Annotated in this window: 19 protein-coding genes; 6 read left to right on the top strand and 13 right to left on the bottom strand. The window is 47.8% G+C overall.

Annotation, left to right across the window (positions count from 1 at the left end; all coding sequences use genetic code 11):
- The first annotated feature begins 15 nt into the window (after window positions 1-15).
- The 5 genes from kamB (at window position 16) to kce (ending at window position 5,511) form a co-directional block, all read left to right on the top strand.
- The gene (kamB, locus tag ACFFJH_RS03410) at window positions 16-1,125 is read left to right on the top strand and encodes a lysine 5,6-aminomutase reactivase subunit KamB (protein ID WP_390210064.1); all 1,110 of its coding nucleotides are present in this window, start codon (window positions 16-18) and stop codon (window positions 1,123-1,125) included.
- On the top strand, window positions 1,122-2,684 hold the full coding sequence (gene kamD / locus ACFFJH_RS03405; RefSeq protein ID WP_390210063.1) for a lysine 5,6-aminomutase subunit alpha: 1,563 nt from the start codon (window positions 1,122-1,124) through the stop codon (window positions 2,682-2,684). Before kamB ends, kamD begins: the two co-directional genes overlap by 4 nt.
- 10 nt (window positions 2,685-2,694) lie before the next feature.
- Entirely contained in the window at window positions 2,695-3,459 is a 765-nt protein-coding gene (gene kamE / locus ACFFJH_RS03400; RefSeq protein WP_390210062.1) for a lysine 5,6-aminomutase subunit beta, read from the top strand.
- 18 nt (window positions 3,460-3,477) lie between these two features.
- The gene (kal, locus tag ACFFJH_RS03395) at window positions 3,478-3,885 is read left to right on the top strand and encodes a 3-aminobutyryl-CoA ammonia lyase (protein ID WP_390210061.1); all 408 of its coding nucleotides are present in this window, start codon (window positions 3,478-3,480) and stop codon (window positions 3,883-3,885) included.
- Between the two features lie 804 nt (window positions 3,886-4,689).
- Window positions 4,690-5,511, top strand: a complete 822-nt coding sequence (gene kce, locus ACFFJH_RS03390) for a 3-keto-5-aminohexanoate cleavage enzyme (RefSeq protein WP_390210060.1) — start codon at window positions 4,690-4,692, stop codon at window positions 5,509-5,511.
- A 78-nt stretch (window positions 5,512-5,589) separates the two neighbouring features.
- Here the strand turns inward: kce and ACFFJH_RS03385 are convergent, their stop codons facing one another.
- The gene (locus ACFFJH_RS03385; RefSeq protein ID WP_390210058.1) at window positions 5,590-6,414 is read right to left on the bottom strand and encodes a hypothetical protein; all 825 of its coding nucleotides are present in this window, start codon (window positions 6,412-6,414) and stop codon (window positions 5,590-5,592) included.
- A gap of 201 nt (window positions 6,415-6,615) precedes the next feature.
- On the opposite strand from ACFFJH_RS03385, the gene ACFFJH_RS03380 reads away from it, so the two are divergent.
- Window positions 6,616-7,536, top strand: a complete 921-nt coding sequence (locus ACFFJH_RS03380) for a polysaccharide deacetylase family protein (RefSeq protein WP_390210057.1) — start codon at window positions 6,616-6,618, stop codon at window positions 7,534-7,536.
- Between the two features lie 50 nt (window positions 7,537-7,586).
- Here ACFFJH_RS03380 and ACFFJH_RS03375 read toward each other — a convergent pair whose 3' ends face one another.
- The 12 genes from ACFFJH_RS03375 to ACFFJH_RS03320 all read right to left on the bottom strand — a co-directional run bounded on the left by ACFFJH_RS03375 (window position 7,587) and on the right by ACFFJH_RS03320 (window position 19,476).
- Window positions 7,587-8,213, bottom strand: coding sequence for a 4'-phosphopantetheinyl transferase family protein (locus ACFFJH_RS03375; protein WP_390210055.1), 627 nt, complete (start codon window positions 8,211-8,213; stop codon window positions 7,587-7,589).
- Between the two features lie 195 nt (window positions 8,214-8,408).
- Window positions 8,409-8,867, bottom strand: coding sequence for an excinuclease ATPase subunit (locus ACFFJH_RS03370; protein ID WP_390210053.1), 459 nt, complete (start codon window positions 8,865-8,867; stop codon window positions 8,409-8,411).
- A 94-nt stretch (window positions 8,868-8,961) separates the two neighbouring features.
- Window positions 8,962-10,215 carry a beta-ketoacyl-ACP synthase gene (locus ACFFJH_RS03365; RefSeq protein WP_390210052.1) on the bottom strand — a complete coding sequence of 418 codons (1,254 nt, stop codon included), beginning with the start codon at window positions 10,213-10,215 and terminating at the stop codon, window positions 8,962-8,964.
- Window positions 10,212-10,943 (bottom strand): 3-oxoacyl-ACP reductase FabG, encoded by a 732-nt coding sequence (fabG, locus tag ACFFJH_RS03360; RefSeq protein WP_390210050.1) that lies wholly within the window; start codon window positions 10,941-10,943, stop codon window positions 10,212-10,214. The genes ACFFJH_RS03365 and fabG overlap by 4 nt, the downstream gene beginning before the upstream one ends.
- A 116-nt stretch (window positions 10,944-11,059) precedes the next feature.
- The gene (locus ACFFJH_RS03355) at window positions 11,060-11,551 is read right to left on the bottom strand and encodes a hotdog family protein (RefSeq protein ID WP_390210049.1); all 492 of its coding nucleotides are present in this window, start codon (window positions 11,549-11,551) and stop codon (window positions 11,060-11,062) included.
- A complete protein-coding gene (locus ACFFJH_RS03350) occupies window positions 11,548-12,744 on the bottom strand; it encodes a beta-ketoacyl-ACP synthase (protein ID WP_390210047.1) in 1,197 nt (398 codons plus the stop codon). The genes ACFFJH_RS03355 and ACFFJH_RS03350 overlap by 4 nt, the downstream gene beginning before the upstream one ends.
- Before the next feature lie 6 nt (window positions 12,745-12,750).
- Window positions 12,751-13,344: a DUF3261 domain-containing protein gene (locus ACFFJH_RS03345; RefSeq protein WP_390210045.1), complete on the bottom strand. Its 594-nt coding sequence runs from the start codon at window positions 13,342-13,344 to the stop codon at window positions 12,751-12,753.
- On the bottom strand, window positions 13,334-15,805 hold the full coding sequence (locus ACFFJH_RS03340; RefSeq protein WP_390210044.1) for an MMPL family transporter: 2,472 nt from the start codon (window positions 15,803-15,805) through the stop codon (window positions 13,334-13,336). Before ACFFJH_RS03340 ends, ACFFJH_RS03345 begins: the two co-directional genes overlap by 11 nt.
- Window positions 15,802-16,437 (bottom strand): outer membrane lipoprotein carrier protein LolA, encoded by a 636-nt coding sequence (locus tag ACFFJH_RS03335; RefSeq protein ID WP_390210043.1) that lies wholly within the window; start codon window positions 16,435-16,437, stop codon window positions 15,802-15,804. Before ACFFJH_RS03335 ends, ACFFJH_RS03340 begins: the two co-directional genes overlap by 4 nt.
- Window positions 16,424-16,891, bottom strand: a complete 468-nt coding sequence (locus tag ACFFJH_RS03330; RefSeq protein WP_390210042.1) for an acyl-CoA thioesterase — start codon at window positions 16,889-16,891, stop codon at window positions 16,424-16,426. Before ACFFJH_RS03330 ends, ACFFJH_RS03335 begins: the two co-directional genes overlap by 14 nt.
- Window positions 16,884-18,476, bottom strand: a complete 1,593-nt coding sequence (locus tag ACFFJH_RS03325) for an HAL/PAL/TAL family ammonia-lyase (RefSeq protein ID WP_390210040.1) — start codon at window positions 18,474-18,476, stop codon at window positions 16,884-16,886. Before ACFFJH_RS03325 ends, ACFFJH_RS03330 begins: the two co-directional genes overlap by 8 nt.
- Entirely contained in the window at window positions 18,463-19,476 is a 1,014-nt protein-coding gene (locus ACFFJH_RS03320; RefSeq protein WP_390210039.1) for an LpxL/LpxP family acyltransferase, read from the bottom strand. Before ACFFJH_RS03320 ends, ACFFJH_RS03325 begins: the two co-directional genes overlap by 14 nt.
- Between the last annotated feature and the right edge of the window lies 1 nt (window position 19,477).

Genomic DNA, 19,477 nt, shown 5'->3' with positions numbered 1-19,477 from the left:
AGAAAGCTGCCGACGATGGAGTTCAAACATCCCACATTAAGTCATATCAAAACCAGCCCGCTATGGCAACGCATCCACGATAGTGGCATGCAAACCTTAGCGGTGATGGGCATGACCAAAAACACCGGTAAGACTGTCGCGATGAATCACGTGCTGGCGCAAGCAGCGGCAGCGCAAGTGGACATAGGCTTGACCTCAATCGGTCGTGATGGCGAAGACCGAGATCAAGTTTTCTTCAATCCAAAACCACCCATCATGGTGTGGCCAGGCAATCTAGTTGCCACCGCACGTGAGACTTTGCAGCGTGCCAAAGTGCGTTGGAAGTTAATTGACTCAACACAAATCGACAGCCCTATGGGGGAGATTTTGGTGGTCAAGGTGTTGGAATATGGCGAGATGGAAGTTGCTGGCGCATCGCGTGGCAGTGATCAACTAAAAGTCATAGCGCGTCTGCGTCAATGCGGTGCAAGCTTGGTGATTTTGGATGGCGCTTTAGGCCGCAGTCATCATGCGTCTCCAGCGATTGCCGATGGCGTGATTTTAGCGACTGGTGCTGCAATTGGTGGCGGTATTCAAGATGTGATCCGCAAGACCCGCGACCGTCTTGGCATCCTTGGCATCAAGCAAGCAGATGATCATGTCAAAGCCCAATGTGAAGCCGTGTTTACACAAGGTGGCGTTGGCATTTGGGATCAAGATGGAAAGGTCCTCTTCTTAGAAGAAATCGCTACCCTTAATGCGGGTGCGAAGTTGATGGAATACATCGATGCCAAGGTCGGCACCATCGCCGTAAGCGGCGCAGTGGGGCGCAATTTGTGGCGTGCTCTGAGCAGCTTGGCAGAACGTCATCCAGCATTGACCGTGGTTGTTGCAGATGGCACGAAATTATTTATAGAAAATACCGATTTATTGATCTTTCAAAAACTCGGTGCGAAATTAGTCGGGTATCGTGGCATTAATTTGACGGGAATTACCTTGAATCCATTTTCGCCCATGGGTGGTAGCTTTGAGGCTGCTGAGTTCTTGCAAGTCGCGAAAGCTGCTTTTGTTGGCTACGACGTTTGTGACGTCGTCCTCGAAGCAACTTCCAATGAAAAAATTAAAGAAACAGGAGAAGTAGCATGAGCCAATTAAAACTAGATCAGGCACAAATCGACCGCGCACGTGATTCCGCGCGTCGCATTGCACGTCAGGTGTTCGACGAAATGTCACAGTACACGACGACGACGGTCGAGCGCGCGACTTTGCGTTTGCTTGGTATCGACGGCATTGATGAAAACTATGTGCCTTTGCCTAACGTTGTTGTTGATCATTTACAAGCACAGAACTTATTGCAACATGGCGCCGCACCAATCGTCGTCGCTGCCATGCAAGAGCACAATCTGACAGCTCAACAAGTGGCCGAGGCAGTTTCTAAAGGCACACTGACATTAGCTTTGCCGAAAGACGCCGATGCGGCTCGCAAAGCAACCGAAGTGCAAGCTGCGATCATGTGTCAACACATTGCTGGTCAACGTGCATTCCGCGCGAAGCAAATCGAGACCATGGGCGAAGCACCAACACCTTGGTTATATTTGATTGTTGCGACCGGCAATATCTACGAAGACGTGGTGCAAGCACGTGCCGCAGCGGAACAGGGTGCCGACATCATTGCGGTGATTCGCTCTACTGGTCAAAGTTTGCTCGACTACGTGCCGTATGGCGCAACGACCGAAGGTTTCGGTGGTACTTACGCGACCCAAGAAAACTTCAAACTGATGCGCGCTGCTTTGGATGAAGTTGGCGAAAAACTCGGTCGCTATATTCGCTTGACTAACTATTGCTCAGGTCTGTGTATGCCAGAGATTGCGGCAATGGGCGCGATTGAACGTCTCGATATGATGCTGAATGATTCGATGTACGGCATCATCTTCCGCGACATCAATATGAAGCGTACTTTCATCGATCAATTCTTCTCACGCATGGTGAATGCCTATGCGGGCATTATCATTAACACCGGTGAAGACAATTATTTGACGACGGCAGATGCCTACGAAGCGGCGCACACCGTCTTGGCATCTCAATTAATCAACGAACAGTTTGCGTATTTGTCTGGTTTGCAGCCAGATCAAATGGGTCTCGGTCATGCATTTGAAATTAATCCTGAATTAGAAAACGGCTTCTTGTGGGAAATGGCGCACGCGCAATTGGTGCGTCAAGTATTTCCAGATGCGTCATTGAAATACATGCCGCCAACCAAACACATGACAGGCAATATTTTTAAAGGTCAGGTTCAGGACACTTTATTTAACATCGTCAGTACCGTAACAAATCAAAATATTCATTTGCTCGGCATGATGACTGAGGCGATTCATACGCCATTTATTCAAGATCGTTTCTTGGCAATTCAAAATGCGAAGTATGTGTTCGGTACGATGAAAGATTTGAACTCAGAAATCGAATTTAAATCCGGTGGAAAGATCGAAACCCGCGCACAAGAAGTGTTGGCAGAGACAGAAAAAATTCTTGCAGAGATTGAAGCAATGGGTTTATCGGCCGCAATTGGTAAGGGCACTTTTGCCGAGATTTCACGCACCCCAACTGGCGGCAAAGGTTTGGCTGGCGTGATCAATAAAGCAGCGGATTACTACAATCCCTTCCCACAATTGATGTTGCCAACGACGTTGCCAAACCATGCAGCCTAAGGAGAATAACATGACAACAATGGCAGATATCAAAAAACCAGAACAATGGGTTAAACCTTACGGCGACACCATGAACGATGGTCGCGTACAAGTTTCTTTCACCTTACCGGTTGCACTCGATGAGACTTCAAAAGAAGGTGCAAAGCGTTTGGCACTGTTGATGGGTTTAGAAGAGCCAGCGGTCGTCCACAGCGAAGACATGGGTAAGGGTTTTAGCTTTTACGTTGTGTATGGTCAGTGCAAACATCAAGTCGATTTATCGAGCTTCCAAGTGGTTAAGCCAGAATATGAAACGCTGGATAAATATGCGATCGATGCCTTGATTGCGGAAAAAATGGGACGTCGTATGGTCGTTATTGGCGCGTGTATCGAGACCGACGCGCACACCGTCGGTATCGACGCGATCATGAATATGAAAGGCTATAACGGCCACAAAGGCTTAGAAAGCTATCATGAAGTTCGCGCGATCAATATGGGCGCACAAGTCGATTCAGAAGAATTGATCGCCCGTGCGATTGAAGAAAAAGCCGACGTGATTTTGGTGTCGCAAGTAGTGACGCAAAAGAATATTCACCTCGATAATTTGACGAAGTTATCTGATCTGTTAGAAGCAGAAGGCTTGCGTGATAAAGTGATCTTGGTGGTCGGTGGCCCACGTATTTCCCATGAATTAGCGAAGGAGTTGGGTTACGATGCGGGTTTCGGTACCAAGTCGTATGCAGAAGATGTTGCTTCATTTGCGATTCATGAGTGGATTAAACGTCACGCTGCTTAACTATCGGAAGAGAAAGATATGGAAGATTTATCCAAATACACAAGCATGATACGTCTACGCATGGGTTCGCACGATGCACACTATGCGGGTGATCTGGTTGATGGCGCGAAGATGTTGAATTTGTTTGGCGATGTCGCGACGGAGTTATTGATTCGTAGTGATGGTGACGAAGGCTTGTTTGTCGCGTATGACAATGTGCAATTTATGGCACCGGTGTTTGCGGGTGACTACATTGAAGCGACAGGTCGTATTGTTTCTATGGGCAAGACCTCGCGTAAGATGGAATTTGAAGCGCGTAAGGTGATTTCGCCTGCGAAGATTGCGGGGCAGGTTTCTGCTGCTGATGTGTTGGATGAGCCTGTGGTTGTTTGTAAGGCTTCTGGGACTTGTGTTGTGCCGGCGGATTTTCAGCGTGTAAAACGCTGATTGTTTTTATTGAGTGATTGCTGAATGTAGTGCTCGCATTACTCCTTCCCCTTCAAGGGGAAGGTTGGGATGGGGATGGGTTTTTTGTGGTTTAGTTTTGTCATTTTGTTTTGATGTTTTTGGTTGAGTGACTTTTCGTAGGTCGGGTGTGGCCCGACAGCCACTTACCTTTTTTGCTTCGCCAAAAAAGGTAAGCCAAAAAAGGCGACCGTAGACTCGCCCTTCGGGTGCTTACGCTACGCTCCAGCATAATTTGTGCATCACAAAAAAATGGGAAAGTGTTGAAACTCGCCTTCGGCTCAAACAACAACACTTTCTTATCCATTTTCTGTGACGCACAAATTACATCGTCTCAAACGGGGGCAGGTCAAAGGCAAAGTCAAAAACAACGGCCAACAACTGCTATTAGAAAAAAGTAGATCCTTCGATACTGATTGTTTTGATGTTGATGTTGCTGTTGTTTTTGACTTTCATCCACTTCTGACACTGCCAATTGTGCAGGACAGAAAATGGATAAAGAAAGCTTCGTTGTTTGAGCGAAGCGAGTTTCGAAGCTTTCCCATTTTTTGTCTTGCATAATTGGGAACCCGAAGGGCAGTGGCAGCGTGGTCGCCTTTTTGGGGTTACCTTTTTTGGCGAAGCAAAAAAGGTGACTAGCTGTCGGGCTACCCCCGACCGGTGAACGTTAAACGCGCGCGAATCTCAAAACGAAGTTTGAAAGGTTCAGCGCAGCGCGGGTTGCACCCGCCCTACAAATAAGCCAATAAATTAGTTAGAAAAAACGCCAACTATAAGAGGCAAAACATGGAAAAACTCATCATCACCGCCGCCCTAACCGGCGCAGAAGTCACCCGCGAACAACAACCCAATCTCCCCATCACCCCAGACGAAATCGCCGATGCCGCATTCGAATGCGCGAAAGCTGGTGCCTCTATCGTGCACGTACACGGACGTTATGACGACGGCACGCCAACCCAAGATAAAGAAGTCTATCGCCAAATCATCAACAAAGTTCGTGAGCGTTGCGATGTGATCGTGCAAGTGTCCACTGGTGGCGCAGTTGGCATGACAGCACAAGAACGTCTGGCGCCAGTCACGTTGAAACCAGAAATGGCAACCCTGTCGATGGGCTCGGTCAATTTCGGTAACGATGTGTTTATGAATCATCCCGATGACATGGATATCTTCGCGACGACGATGAAAGACTTGGGCGTCAAAATTGAATACGAAGTGTTCGATACCGGCATGATTACGACAGTAAATCGCTGGTTGAAAAAAGGCTTAATCAGCGCGCCATTGCACGTCGATTTCGTACTCGGCATTCCCGGCGCGATGGCAGGCACGCCAGAAGCCTTGATGTATATGCGTTCGCAGTTGCCAGCGGAGGCAAGTTGGACCGTTGCAGGAATCGGTGCCGCGCAATTGCCATTGGCGACTATGGCGATCATACTCGGCGGCCACGTGCGTGTTGGCTTTGAAGATAATGTGTATTACCGTAAAGGTGAACTCGCTACTAGCAATGCACAATTAGTCGAGCGTGTGGCGCGTATCAGTCGTGAGCATGATAGAGCGGTGGCGACACCAGATGAAGCGCGTAAGATTTTGGGTATGCCGGCACGCCATTAATATCTTGTTTTGCAATAATAAAAAAATAGCCGCGTCAGAGATTTTTCTGATGCGGCTTTTTTATTTCAGTATTGATTTTTAATCGACGCCAAAGTCAAAATAACTATTGGCAGCTTGCGCAAAAAAGCCTGCGACGCGTAATTCGCCAGTGTATAGAACGAGCGCATATTCACCTTTCGCCAACTCTTTTTCAGGTGTTACTTTATACAAGATAAATCCTTCGCGTGCCTTGCTTTGATTCGGTAGCGCTTCGGTTTTTACCGGAATGACGCGGTCTTTGTGTATGCCACTGGAGTAACTCAAAAAGCCACCGCCGATTAATACTTCACGATTGCCGTTATCGCGGACTACAAAGCTGGCCAAAGTCAGGTAATTCGGCGCTTGTGCGTTCTTAGGTACCGAGACAATAAACTCAGGTAGAGTGGACGTAATGCGTTTTTGCGCCGCTGAGTTATTGAGTGATGCATAAGTAGCGACACCGCCAAAACCAAATGCGCGGCTCGCGGTGCGCATTTGTGGAATGATGTATTGCATATTCGATTCGCTGCCATTAATTAGCATGGCAACTTCTTCAGGATTGCTTGTGTCATTCGCGGCGGGTTTGCTTGCAGTTGTTGCTGTTTTTTCTTTGCTAGTGTTTGGCTTACTGGCGAATTCGGCAGGATTCAAGATTGCTTTTAGTATCAATGGAGACGCGCCTTTTTCACGCAATTTGATGAGCGCAGCGGGAGAGGTATCAAATTTGTGCTGACCACTGCCTATCGCTTGTAAGATCACATCTTCCGGCATTTTGGCATCTAAGAGTTTAATGACGTCTTGGTTGGTTATAACACCGGCGATTGCCGCTTGCATTGCGGAGTACATGAGACCAGTGACAATAAGCTGACGAAATAGTTTACGCATAAGTATCTAAAATGAAGTTGAAAAAAGAGTGGCAAAGATAGATAAAGAGAGATAAAGAGAGATAAAGAGAGAGATGCTGTGACAAGTAACAATACTGAAATTTAGAAAATTTAACAAGTAAAAAGTACAGCAAAAAGTACATGAGGTCTTGATTTTGTGTGAATGGCGTAAAATCGCATACCTTTTGTTTTTCGCATCGCTATGAATTTTGTTCTTTTTCGTCATCTTCACCGTCACCTTCGTCTTCACCTTGTTTGGCTGATTTTTTGCGTATGTGCTGCATTACCGTCGACGGCCGGTGCGGCACAGTCGCACGATCTCTCTGCGCCGGGTATGACGCCAGCACCGCTAAGATTTTTGCTGACTTTTGACGATGGTCCTAGCGCCTCGGAGTATGACAATCCGACTGAGAAAATTCTCAAGGTATTGAAGACGAACCCCTATCAAGCCGACATTAAAGCCATTTTCTTCACACAGACGCAGGCCAAGGGGGCAGGTGGATCTGAGCATGGTCGCGCTTTATTGAAACGCATGCTTGAAAGTGGTCATGAGCTGGCTTTTCATACCGCGACTTCTGGTCATGCGAATCACCGCTATTTGTCGGATGAAGAGTTGAAGTCATCATTGACCTTAGGCGTTAATGACCTGAATGCAGTGCGAGGAAGTCCACCGCAATTTGTTCGCCCGCCGTTTTGGAGTTATAACGAGCAAACACTTGCTGCCTACCAAACACATGGGATGCAGATGCTGTTAACGGATTTGAGTGCTAACGATGGCGTAATCTATGTTTTTAATTTTAGTTTTACTAAACGAAAAAACATGCGAAAAATGTTGGCGGCGCTTCGACCTGCTTGGCTTGCGGGACTACTTCCTAGTGCCGATGGGGTAACGCCGATTGTCGTGACATTCCACGATATTAATCGTTACACCGCAGGTCACATGGAAGAATATTTGGATATCTTGTTGGATGTGGCTAAAGAGTTAGAGATGCCCGTCAGCGCTACGCCTTTTTATACCGATCACGACGAATTAGTACGAGCCGCTTCTTTGAAAACCGTTAAAGATATGAATGCCAAACAAGATTTGCCTGGCATCTGGAGTTGGTTTTGGCGTTGGTTTTAACGTCGGTTTTAGCGTTGGTTTTGTTCAGGCGTTAGTATTGATGTACGGCTTCAAATACTGACTTCAATGATAGATGGATTAGAGCTAATGACCTGGTCACTCGCAAAACAAATAGCTAGTTCGGCTGCCTGTGGCGGGTGAGGGTAGGACAAATGCATCAGACTTTTGCATGAAACATGTAATTTAAATTGAGCTTCTTGTGTTGTCCAATATCGATAAAAATAATCAATGCCTTGTTGTTTTTCGAGCGTCAAAAAATGTGCTAATTGCGTGGCTTCCAAACTGTGCTCGGCCAGTGCCAAGATATCCCGTTGATGATCGATGACTTCAATATCTAATCCAATGTTGGCATCGGTGCTGATAGCGCAGGCCACCCATAGTCTGCTGTGTGAAATACTAAAACTAATTTTTTGTGGCAGTGCTGGATCGAGCAGAGGGGCGTTGTTGGCGCGTTCTATTAACGGAACTTCCGCTGGTGCGATGTCTAACATTTCTCCGAGACGTTGCCGTAGTAGATAGCGCCCCACCAGAAATTGTCGAGCGCGTTCTGATCTGACAAAGCGATGGTAGCGTGCGGTTTCATCAGACGACAAACATGCTAGCAAAGATTGGATTAATGTCTGGCTGCTTTGGCTTGGTCGCGATAACGCGGTGAGTTGAGCAAGATAGATCTTCATGGTAGGTCGCACTTGCTCAGGTAGTCAGTATTTGATGACGATATTCAAATAAGTAGGACTTACGCAAAACAGACGCTGGCGTCGTTGTGTTCGCCTCGCCGTACATTTGTACTGTCTTCGGCTCCACGCCCCCGACTACATCATTCGAGGGCAGGCTCTAGCCAGCGCAATTTTGCGTAAGTCCTATGAAGACTATTATTTTTCTGCGATCTTGACGAAGTCGCCTTTCAGCGCAACGCCCGCCATGATGGCGCCTGCGTGACATTCGAATTCAGTTTCGCTGGAAAATTCTACATTGTCATAGTTACTGACAATATTCACTACGGCATTGGCACCTAATTCTTTGGCACGTGCTTGTAATTGCAACATGGCGGATAAGAAAACCCAGTTACAAGCTTTTTCGTCAGACTTGCCGAACGCATTGGTTTTTTTGCTGGTTTTGTCGGAGACCAGACGTTTTTCAATTTTCGGCGTTGCTTGTTTTCCGAAATAGAATTTCACCGAGTTATCTAAACGCGAGCTGGCATCGTTAGCGCTCATGGCGGCGGTGATGGGTAACATCACTTTTCTATCGTTTGCCTGTGCGTCTTGTGTAACCAAATTGAGCGTTGCGACCAGTGTCATGCCACAAAATGCGGAGAACCATGTTTTCATCTTTTTTCCTTTTAGATGTTTTGAGAAAAATATTTAATTGAATTGCTAAACTAAACGCTGCTGCGGCTTACCGCGTGATTCTGCCTAATTGTTTCTACGATGCCCACCGTTTAAAGATGAGCGAAGTATTAATCCCGCCGAAGGCAAAATTATTCGACATCACATAATCACAGTGTAAGACTCTGCCTTCGCCAGTGATGTAATCGAGTGGCGCGCATTGCGGATCGATTTCGGTGAGATTGATGGTGGGGGCAAACCAATTTTCACGCATCATCTGTATGCTGATCCATGCTTCTAATGCGCCGCAGGCTCCTAGGGTGTGCCCCATATAGCTTTTTAAAGAACTGATAGGAATGCCAGCGCCGAAGACTTGTGCCGTGGCATGTGATTCAGCGATGTCGCCATGCTGAGTACCGGTACCGTGCGCATTCACATAGCCGATATCGCTGGCTTGTAAGTTGGCATCTTCCAAAGCCAATTGCATCGCAATTTTCATGGTTTCGGCGTTGGGTTGCGTGACATGACAGCCGTCGCTGTTGGTACCGAACCCTACCAATTCTGCAAAGATAGTGGCACCGCGCGCTTGCGCGTGTTCTAGTTCTTCCAAAATCAAACAACCCGCACCTTCACCGATCACCAGCCCATCACGATGGGCATCGAATGGGCTAGGCGTGCTACCTGCCGCATCGTTCTTGGTGCTGGTTGCAAACAGCGTATCAAACACTGCCGCTTCGGTCGCGCAGAGTTCTTCCGCACCACCTGCTAACATCGCGATTTGTTTGCCGCTGCGTATTGCTTCATAAGCGTAGCCTATGCCTTGGCTACCAGAGGTGCAGGCGGACGAGGTAGTGATGACGCGACCAGTGAGACCAAAAAATACGCCCACATTCACCGGTGCCGTGTGTGCCATCATCTTGATGTAAGTAGTGGCGTTGATGCCTTTGGTGGTGCGGTCTTCCATCATGCGACCAAAGTCACCGATGGCGCTGGGAGTGCCCGCGGACGAGCCAAATGAAACGCCCATTTTGCCGCTCTTTAGCAGAGAGTGCTCGAGCAAACCAGCTTGTTCCAGCGCCAATTCACAGGCTCGGGTTGCCATCAAGGCGACTCTACCCATGCTACGGATGGCTTTGCGGTGATAGCGTTCATTTAATTCAAACGGTGCAGCGGGTACGCCTAATTGTGTGTTGAGGCCTTCGTAGTCGGCCCAAGTGTCCATGCGAACCACGGCGTTTTGATAACGCCCTAGATGCGCGCGTATGCTATTCCAATCATTGCCTAATGGACTAATCCCAGCCATGCCAGTGACGACGACGCGGTGGTTTGTGCAATTCCTTGTGCTACTCATGCCATACCTCCGTTGACAGCAATAACTTGTCGGGTAACGTAGGCGGCATCTTCTTGCATCAAGAAACTGACGACTGCAGCGACTTCTTCGGGTTTGCCTACCCGTTTTGCAGGAATGAGTTTCATCGCTTCTTCTAGTGGAACTTCGCTGATCATATCGGTTTCAATCAAGCCTGGTGCGACACAGTTGACGGTAATGGCACGCTTGGCCAACTCTATCGCTAAGGCTTTGGTGGCACCGATGATGCCGGCTTTGGCCGCACTGTAATTGACTTGCCCTCGATTACCTACCATGCCTGATACCGATGCCATAGTGACGATGCGCCCAGGTTTGCGACGCTGAACTAAGGGCATGACGAGAGGATTTAAGACATTATAAAAACCATCAAGATTGGTTTGTAGTACCAGATCCCAGTCTTCGCCGGACATCGCGGGAAACGCATTATCGCGTGCCACCCCTGCGTTACACACCACGCCATAGTAGCAGCCGTGTTGTTCTATATCTTGCGTCAGTATGGTGGCAGCTTGTTCGCGTTGACTGATATCAAATTGTAGTACCCGGGCTTTTCTACCGAGTTGAATAATTTCTTGTGCAACGGCCTCCGCTTGCTGCCGCTCACTGCGACAATGTAGGACGAGGTCGTAACCGTCGCGCGCCAAACGCAGGGCAATCGCTTTACCTATGCCGCGTGAAGAGCCTGTGACTAATATGCTTTGGTCTTTGTTCATAAAAGAGGGACTTACTTATGTATTTAGTTCTTTGTTTATTTGCTGATTTATCTGTTGCGGCGTAAAAATTTGGGGCATTCGTATGCTTGTATCACTGTATATGAATAGAAAATGCCTTACATTGCTTGTCCCTTTAGGAACTGCTCCGCATTATCCGGTTGAAACACCGTGATCGTCGCGCTCGCTAAGATATGCTCGCTTGCTGTGCTATCAACGATGTGACATTCAAAGGCGCCTAAGCCATTCTCGCTTTGTAAGCTACAGTGAACTTGTATATGCAAATTGCTGCCTAGTGTAAACCGTGGCGTCTTAGTTTCAAAGCGCCTTGTACCGAGTAAAAAACCTACTTTAACCGTTTCGCCTTTGGCTCGCGCCAGATAACCTGCATGAGCGGCAATCGCTTGTGCCATATATTCGATTCCTACCCAAGCACCGACACCCTCAGCTTCGCTATCAAAAAATGGACTGTCGCGGCAAATCTTGACCGCCGCGCACAAAGACTCGGCATCTGCAAATAACACTTCATCCAATAACACCATAGGATCTCGGTGCGGTACTAAATCTCGAATGGCCGGATAGTTAGAGACTGTCTGATTCAGAATACTCATGCTGAGGCCTGCTCCGTTCTGCCTAAAATCAGGCTGGCATTCGAGCCACCGAACGCAAAGGAATTACTCAGTGCATAGCGTAAGGGTCTGCCTAGACGACTATCGGCGCGACTCAAATTTAATATCGGTAATTCTGGATCTAGCGCGCCATCCCACAGATGCGCAGGTACCTGTCCATGAGGATTATCGTCTTGCATGCAAATCCAGCACAACGCTGCTTCAATTGCTGCCGCAGCGCCGAGTGTGTGACCGGTGAAGGCTTTGGTTGAGCTGCTTAATACTTGATCCCCAAATAGCGCATGTATCACGCGTGATTCCATCGCGTCATTTTGCAAGGTGGCGGTGCCATGCATGTTGATGTAATCGATATCGCTTGCGTTTAAGTGAGCACGTTGCAGTGCTTGTTGTATTGCTAGCGTTGCGCCAATTCCAGTGGGATCGGGTGCTGACATATGATGGCCGTCCGAGGATTCACCCCAGCCAACTAAGGCAATATTAGAGGCCTGTTTTGACATTAGAAACAAAGCCGCACCTTCGCCGATATTGATGCCATCTCGGTTGGCACTCATCGGTTGGCAGATTTGCTTGCTGACCGACTCAAGCGCAGAAAATCCAGCAACGGTAAATTCGCACAAGCTATCAACGCCACCCGTAATGACCGCATCACAGACACCCATTTTGATCAGTCTGGCGGCACTCGCCATGGCCTTGGCGCTCGATGAGCAAGCGCTGGAATGCACATAGGCAGGCCCGCTGAGTTGTAATTCGTAGGCTAAGCATTCTGCAAGCGAGCCCATCTCTTGTTGCGCGTAATGAAAATCAGCAGACAGTTTGCCAGTTTCTGCATAGTCGCGTAACGCGAGTTCGGTACCGCTGATGCCCGAAGTGCTGGTACCTAACACGATACCGACGCGATCTGCGCCGTATTCATTAATAGCGGCAGTGACTGCGGGACGAATTTGTTCTAATGCCACCAGCGCTAATTGATTATTACGGCTGCGCAAACGAATGGGGAGATGAGCCATATCCGGCAAGTCTGACTTGACTATCCCAAGTGGTAAGGTTTGCGTCTTTGACCAAGCGTCTGTCATTTGCACGCCGCTATGCACCTCCGTCAATAAGCTTTGTCTGACTTGCATGACGTTATCGCCTAGAGCGCAGATGATGCCGCAGTTGTTTAAGAAAAATGTCATGGTGGTTTATTCTTTAGCCGTTTGTATTGTTAAACGGTATTTGTAATGCAGGTTTTCTAAAACCACGGTACCAGCCCAGCGCGATGCTTCGCTGTAACGAATTTTGGTGATCAAAGTATCGCCTTGATACAGCGCACGTTCCAGTCCATTCTCGGTGATGCGCCATGGTGCCGGCAAATGTTGAGCGATAACTTCAGCAGGCCACAAACTCAGTTGTATATCTTCCAGCACGTCTTCAGCACGTACTTGTTGCGGCAACATAAAGTGACGCCAAGTTTTAATTTCCTTACCGTCAAAATTGACGCTCAGCACGCGCTGCCCAAAAGCTAGACCAACCAGTTCTAAGCGTTCAGCATCGATTTCTAAAGCGGCATCAAGATCATCGGTTTTGTTTTCACGTTCGACTTTGAGATGCTGTTGTATGCTGATAGTCGCCCCCAAACTGGCTGGCGTCAGTTGTAAATTCAAACGCTTCGCTACTGGCGCTGGTGCTTCGTTACATCCAGTTAAGCTCAATAGGCTAATGACGCCCAGCATAGAAAGGAGCTTGGCGGGGTAGATACGCCAGAATTTGGTAGTAGATTTATGATTAGATTGCATGCTGATCTTTCTTGAGAGCTGGTATCGTTTGACGGCGAATAAAGAAAGGCACAATCAGCCACACTAAGGCAGTACCTATCAACATAGTCAAACCAAAGGCGCGCAATGCTGGGGTATTACTCAAAGCTAATAAGCCAAACGACAGCAGGGTGCTAGCAGCAGAAAGTCCAGTGGCCAACCATGCCAGATTTTTGCTATCTGAACTGCTATCAGGATTCACATCTTCGTCTACATTTTCATGCATATTTTTACCAGCTTGGCGATTTTGTTCTTGCATAAAAATCCCATAATCCACGCCTATTCCTAGGAGTAGCATGAGAGCTAGAACATGGAATAACTGTAAGGCTTGACCACTGATACCCAATAACGCCAGAGTAATAATACTCGCCATCGCTGCCGGTGCCAAAGTGCGCCAAGTGTGCTTGCGATAGCGCTGATACATCAAGCCAAACACTAGGCCATATGCACCGAGTAAAACCCAGCCCATATTTTGACGATAGCGACCTAATACCGAGGAAATCTCTGCAATTTTATCGACCCATTGCACGCCAGCCAAGCCAGTTGCTGCTTGACTTAGTTGTGTCAGCTTTGTGTATTGCAATCCCTTAATCGCGACGATGCTGGCGTAGGTGTCACCTGTTTTTCCCAACCATAAATGACGCGTTGCTTGACTGGCAGAACTGAGGAAGAAATTCTCTACGGTTAAAACCTGATTCGATGCAGACAAATGTTGTGTGACTGATGTTTGCCAATGGCTATCCTCGCCGATTTTTTCTGCGATGATTTTTAAAGGGCCATCTTGCGCCAATAATTTGTTTTCTATCAGCGCTCGATGATCGGCTTGCATTTTGAGTGACGGCACCCAGTTGGAGATCGCTTGGTAGCCACTAATGATTTTTTGTTCGACTAAGGGATCGAGCGCGCGTTTCAAATTTTCTTCACGCTGCAAAACGATTTCAACCGAGTCACCTCGCACTAAAAAATATTGTACTGGAGTTGGTGCATCTAATAATTTGCCGAGTTTTAATTGGTCACTCACCAGATGCTTGGGCGGGGTTTGGAGTGAGCGAATATCATCATTGGTCTTGATTTGCGATAAACCAATCAGGCACCCAGTACCCAACAATAAGGCGACTAGCCACTTGCGGGCAGTCTTTTTGGGTGGTGCGAATAAATGCAGTAAGCGACTATAGCCCGCCACCAATTTGCCACTCTTTAAGCTATTGGCGTGGACTAATTGTGGAAACCAGCAAATCACGGTAAGCCATGCAAACAGTAAGCCCACTGCTGAAAAGACCGCCATATGACGCAGACCAGGGAAAGGCGTCAATGCTAATCCCAGATAACCAATAATGGCACACAGCAAAGTTAATAAGAGACCGGGAATTAGTTGTTTTAATAAAGTGCGTGAATCGACTTGTTTCGCACCCAGTCGGTGACACAAGTAGTAGATGCCATAATCCTGTGCGATACCAATTAAGCTGGCACCAAATACCAGCGTCATCAGGTGAATGCGATCAAACAAAAGAATGCAGACTGATAAAGCGCCTAAAAAACCTATGCCTATCGACAGTAGGATTAAGCCTATCGGCTTTAATGAATGAAAGCTAAGCCACATTAACACGATGATGCCGAGCAATGAGCCTACACCTATGGTGGAGACTTCTTGGTGGGCTTGTTGTCCCGCTGCGGCGGCGTGTAGCACGACACCGGTGCTAATGACTTCAATCTTGTTGCCAACTAAGCTAGTGCGTGCAGCACTTGCTGCTTGTTCCAGCAATGGCATGACTTTTTCTTGCGCCGTGATAGAAAATGCGGGCGGTACTAAATTGATCGCTAATAAGATGTACTGGTGTTTGGCGTCGGCTACAAATAGATAACCATCGCGCGGGCGTACTGGAGTTTCTTGCGCGCGTTCTTGTACCCATGTGTCAAAAGTACCAAATGGATCGTCTTGAAACGAGCCTAGTTTCGGTCCTGAAAATGCGCTATACAGTTTGCTTAAAGCGGTATTGGCCCAAGTATTTGCCAATGTTTCAGCGCTTTGTGTTTTTAGTTGCTCTTGTTGTTGGGCGGTGAGTAAACCCAGTCGATTTTTTTGAAATGGTGCCAGCCAGTCGCTTTGGGTTTTTTCGCTCAAGCTGGTAATGTCGAATAAATCCTTGTGAGGCGCTAAGACTTGTGTGTAAGCATTGGCCGCTTTTTTGCTAGCTTCCCAGTCCTCCGCACCTATCAGAATAATGACGCGTTGTTGCGCGGCATCCACCATGTGGGTGAACGATTGTTGCAATACCGGATCACGTTCTTGGGTCGGTAATAGAGCCAAAATATCGGTATCTGGCGTGATGCGTTTGCCCAGCCACAGATAAGCATTGTGGGCAAGTAATAGCGAGGCGACCAAGGCCCATACTACAAACCAGAGCCAGCCTCTTTGTTTTGATGTTGAATCAAACTGCTTCAAAATAAGCCTGCCTCTTCTGCGGTGATAGCAGTTTCACCTGTTTTGATTTCAGAGAAAACGATGGTGGTGCGATCGCCACTGGCTTCATTCATTTGTATATTTTTGACATACGCACTACCGTCTAAAGCGATCACACCGATTGCCTTGGCTAAAGCCGCTTCGCGTGCTTTCAAATTGACTTTCCAACTGTTGGCATCAGCACTACCATCGACTTCGAATAAGGATTCGAGTTGACTCAGATCGCCCGATAAGAGTGAAAACAGTACGCTATTAATCATGCGCACCACGGGTTCTTGTTTGGCATCCAAGCGCATCGCAACTCGTTCACCTTGAAAGTGCACGATCTCATCGCGCGTTAACCTGAGCGTATTGGGAAACGGCTGTAAGGTGCGCCATAGCACGCCTTTACCCGCCAGTACACAAAAACGCCCATTCGATAGCAGCGGTTTTTTCATACCGACTAAATGTTTGGTTTGATCGAAACGTCCACACAAAACTTTGGGCTTGGCCAGCATGTTTTGAATGGCCAAGACAGGATTGGTAGGATTGGCGGCGTTTGCGCCTTGAATCACGCTAAGACTAAAGCTGCAAAATAAGATGAGATTCAGGCCTAGCATTTTAATTTTTAACATAGTGTTCTTCCTGACTTTCTATACCTAATTTTTCGAATAAGATCGCTGGCGAGACAAAACACATTTCGCCGTTTTGGATATCGACCGCGACTTGCGTGGTGCTGGCGCGAGTCAGTCTTTTTCCACTGGCCGCATCGCTGATTAGATAATGGATGACCAGACGGTTTTCCCATTCCACGATTTCAGCACGCAGCTTTAATTGTTGACCAAAGCTAGCCGCTGCAACGTAGCGCAACTGCATATCGATGACAGGCCAGGCATAGCCCGAGGCTTTCATCTGTTCGTAGTTGTATCCAATCTTATCGAGCAAAGCGCACCGCACTATTTCTAAATACTTCACATAATTACCATGCCACACGATTTGCATAGGGTCGAGGTCGAAGAACTGAACTTTGAGTTCTGTTTCAGCGAACCAGCGACTTGGGACTTTCGACTTACGCATAGACTTAAGCATATAGTGTCCATGTTTGTTGACGCATGCTGACTAAGAGTTCGCGTAATTCTGGGTCGAGCCGACGGTCTTCTTGTATCGGTGCGATTTGTGTTTCTAAAGCTTGCATCATGTGCGTGATCGCAGGTGATAAAGTGAGTTCTGGATTAGTTTGCTGACGCAGCCAAACCCCTTGACGTACTGTGATGAGTAAGGCGGCGGCGACTTGTTCGGTTAACTCCAGCACGCGCAGGCAATCACGAGCGGCAATCGTGCCCATGCTGACTTTGTCTTGGTTATGACATTCGGTAGAGCGTGAGAAAACGGAGGCGGGCATGGTCAATTTTAAAGCTTCAGCGGTCCAAGCTGAGGCGCTGATCTGCAAGGCTTTCAAACCGTGATTAATTGCCGCGCGAGGACCTTGCATGCCAGATAAATTGGCAGGTAAACCGTGGTTGTAACGACTGTCTACCATCAGTGCCATTTGTCTATCCATTAAATCTGCCAAATTAGCGACCGCATTTTTCATACCATCCATGGCGAAGGCGATATGGCCGCCGTAGAAATGGCCACCGTGTAAGACGCGTTCATTCTCAGCATCAATAATCGGATTGTCATTGGCACTGTTGAGTTCATTTTCTATAGAGGTGCGGAAGAACGGCAAGGCATCGGCGAGGACACCGATCACATGCGGTGCGCAGCGTATCGAATAACGATCTTGCAGGCGCTTACCATTGCGTTCTGCTGCACCTGCAGGTAAATCTTGTCGCAACCATGCCGCGATGTTTTGCATGCCCGCATGCGGTTTTACTGAAAATAAGGTTTCATCGAAATGGTGCGCATTGCCGTCTAAGGTAATGGAGGCCATCGCCGTAATACGCGTCGTCAATTGGCTCAGATAGGCCGCTCTATCGTAGGCCAAGCAGGCGAGAGCGGTCATCACGGCGGTGCCGTTCATAATCGCCAGACCTTCTTTGGGACGTAGACGCAAAGGCTGCATACCGGCTTCTTGTAAGGCTTGTGCTGCGCTGATACTGACACCATCACGCAGCACTTCGCGTTCGCCACAGAGCACGGCGGCTAAGTAAGATAAGGGGGTTAAATCACCACTGGCACCGACTGATCCTTCTGCTGGAATCAGGGGCAATAAATCGGCATCGAGCAGGCCAGCGATTTGTTCCAATAATTCTATGCTGACACCAGAAAAACCTTTGGATAAAGACGCCAAGCGAGCCGCCAGCACCGCACGGGTTTGTTCTGTCGTCAGGTATTGTCCTAAGCCACAACCATGATAGGTGTACAAATGATGGGGTAATTCATCGACTAAATCCGCTGGAATATTCACGGTACAAGAGTCACCATAACCGGTCGTGACACCATAGATAGTGCCATCTTCGCGTAACAGACGATCTAAAAAATCAGCGCCACGGGTAATTGCGGCACGAAAGCCTGCATCGTTCGAGAGTTTTGCTTGTGCTTTGCGGTGCGCGATGGCAACGATGTCTTCTATCGTTAAACGTGAGCGATCGAATTGTACATGCGATTGTACTTGCGATTGCACATGAGATTGCACCTGAGCAGGTGAGGAAGTAGAGTCAGCGAGATGCATCAGAAATATCCAATTGGGAAGTCGGCACGCGATTTACTGGGTGCCAAAAATCATAAAAATTAAACCATTGTAGCGGCGCACTGGCGCAAAAAAAATTTAAACGCTGGGCGTACTTATTTGCCAATGATTGAAAGACTTGTTCGCGTTCTGCGCGTTTCGGGTTGACCGATTCGCTCAGTAATTCAAAGTGAACTTGTGGCACACCTTGAATCGGTAAAGAAAATAAAAGATAAACCGGGCATTGTAATAAGCTTGCCAAAACATAAGGACCAATAGGAAAAGCCGCAGGCTTACCTAAAAACTCAGCCATAGTAACGCGCGGATTGGGCGATACGGGGACACGATCACCTGCAATCACCACAAAGCCGCCTTGTGCTACCCGTTCCGCGAGCAAAATAGCGGTTGCTGGCGTCATCTCTGTGACTTGTAATAAATCAAGCTGACTATCCGGATTGAGTTTGGCCATCATGCGATTAAAACTCTGGGCATGCTTGGTGTGTACCAGTATCGTTAATTTAATGTCGGGATAGCGGCGCGATAACACCCGGCACATGTCGATATTACCTAGGTGAGAGCAAATTAATAATGCGCCTTTTTTATTCTCCACCTGTTGATGCAAGGAGGCTTGCCCATAGTATTCAACCTGATCGACTTTAAACAAGCCACCCCATAACAACATTTTATCGAGTATGGTTTCGGCGAAAGCAGCGAAGTGATTGAGTACGCCATAGAAAGTTGTAGAGACTTGCATAGCGTTATGCGCATTGAGCTGCTGCAAATACAAGCGTGAAGCCTGACGTGCTTTTTTTTGCGTCAACACATACCAACACAAGACGGGATACAGCACGAAACGGAACGGCCAGCGCCCGAACAGTCGGTAGATCCAAAATAATAGGCGCATGCCAGCCACGAAGCTGACTTCATTTAAATTCGCCCAGTGTTTGGATTTGGTTTCTTGCATCATATTGATTTTAGGTTTTGTGCATTTAGTTTTGCTCATT

The sequence above is a fragment of the Affinundibacterium danionis genome (assembly GCF_042432465.1).
Lineage (GTDB): Bacteria > Pseudomonadota > Gammaproteobacteria > Burkholderiales > Burkholderiaceae_D > Undibacterium > Undibacterium danionis.
Note: the sequence above shows the minus strand (reverse complement) of the source record. Positions and strands in the feature narration are given on the sequence as shown.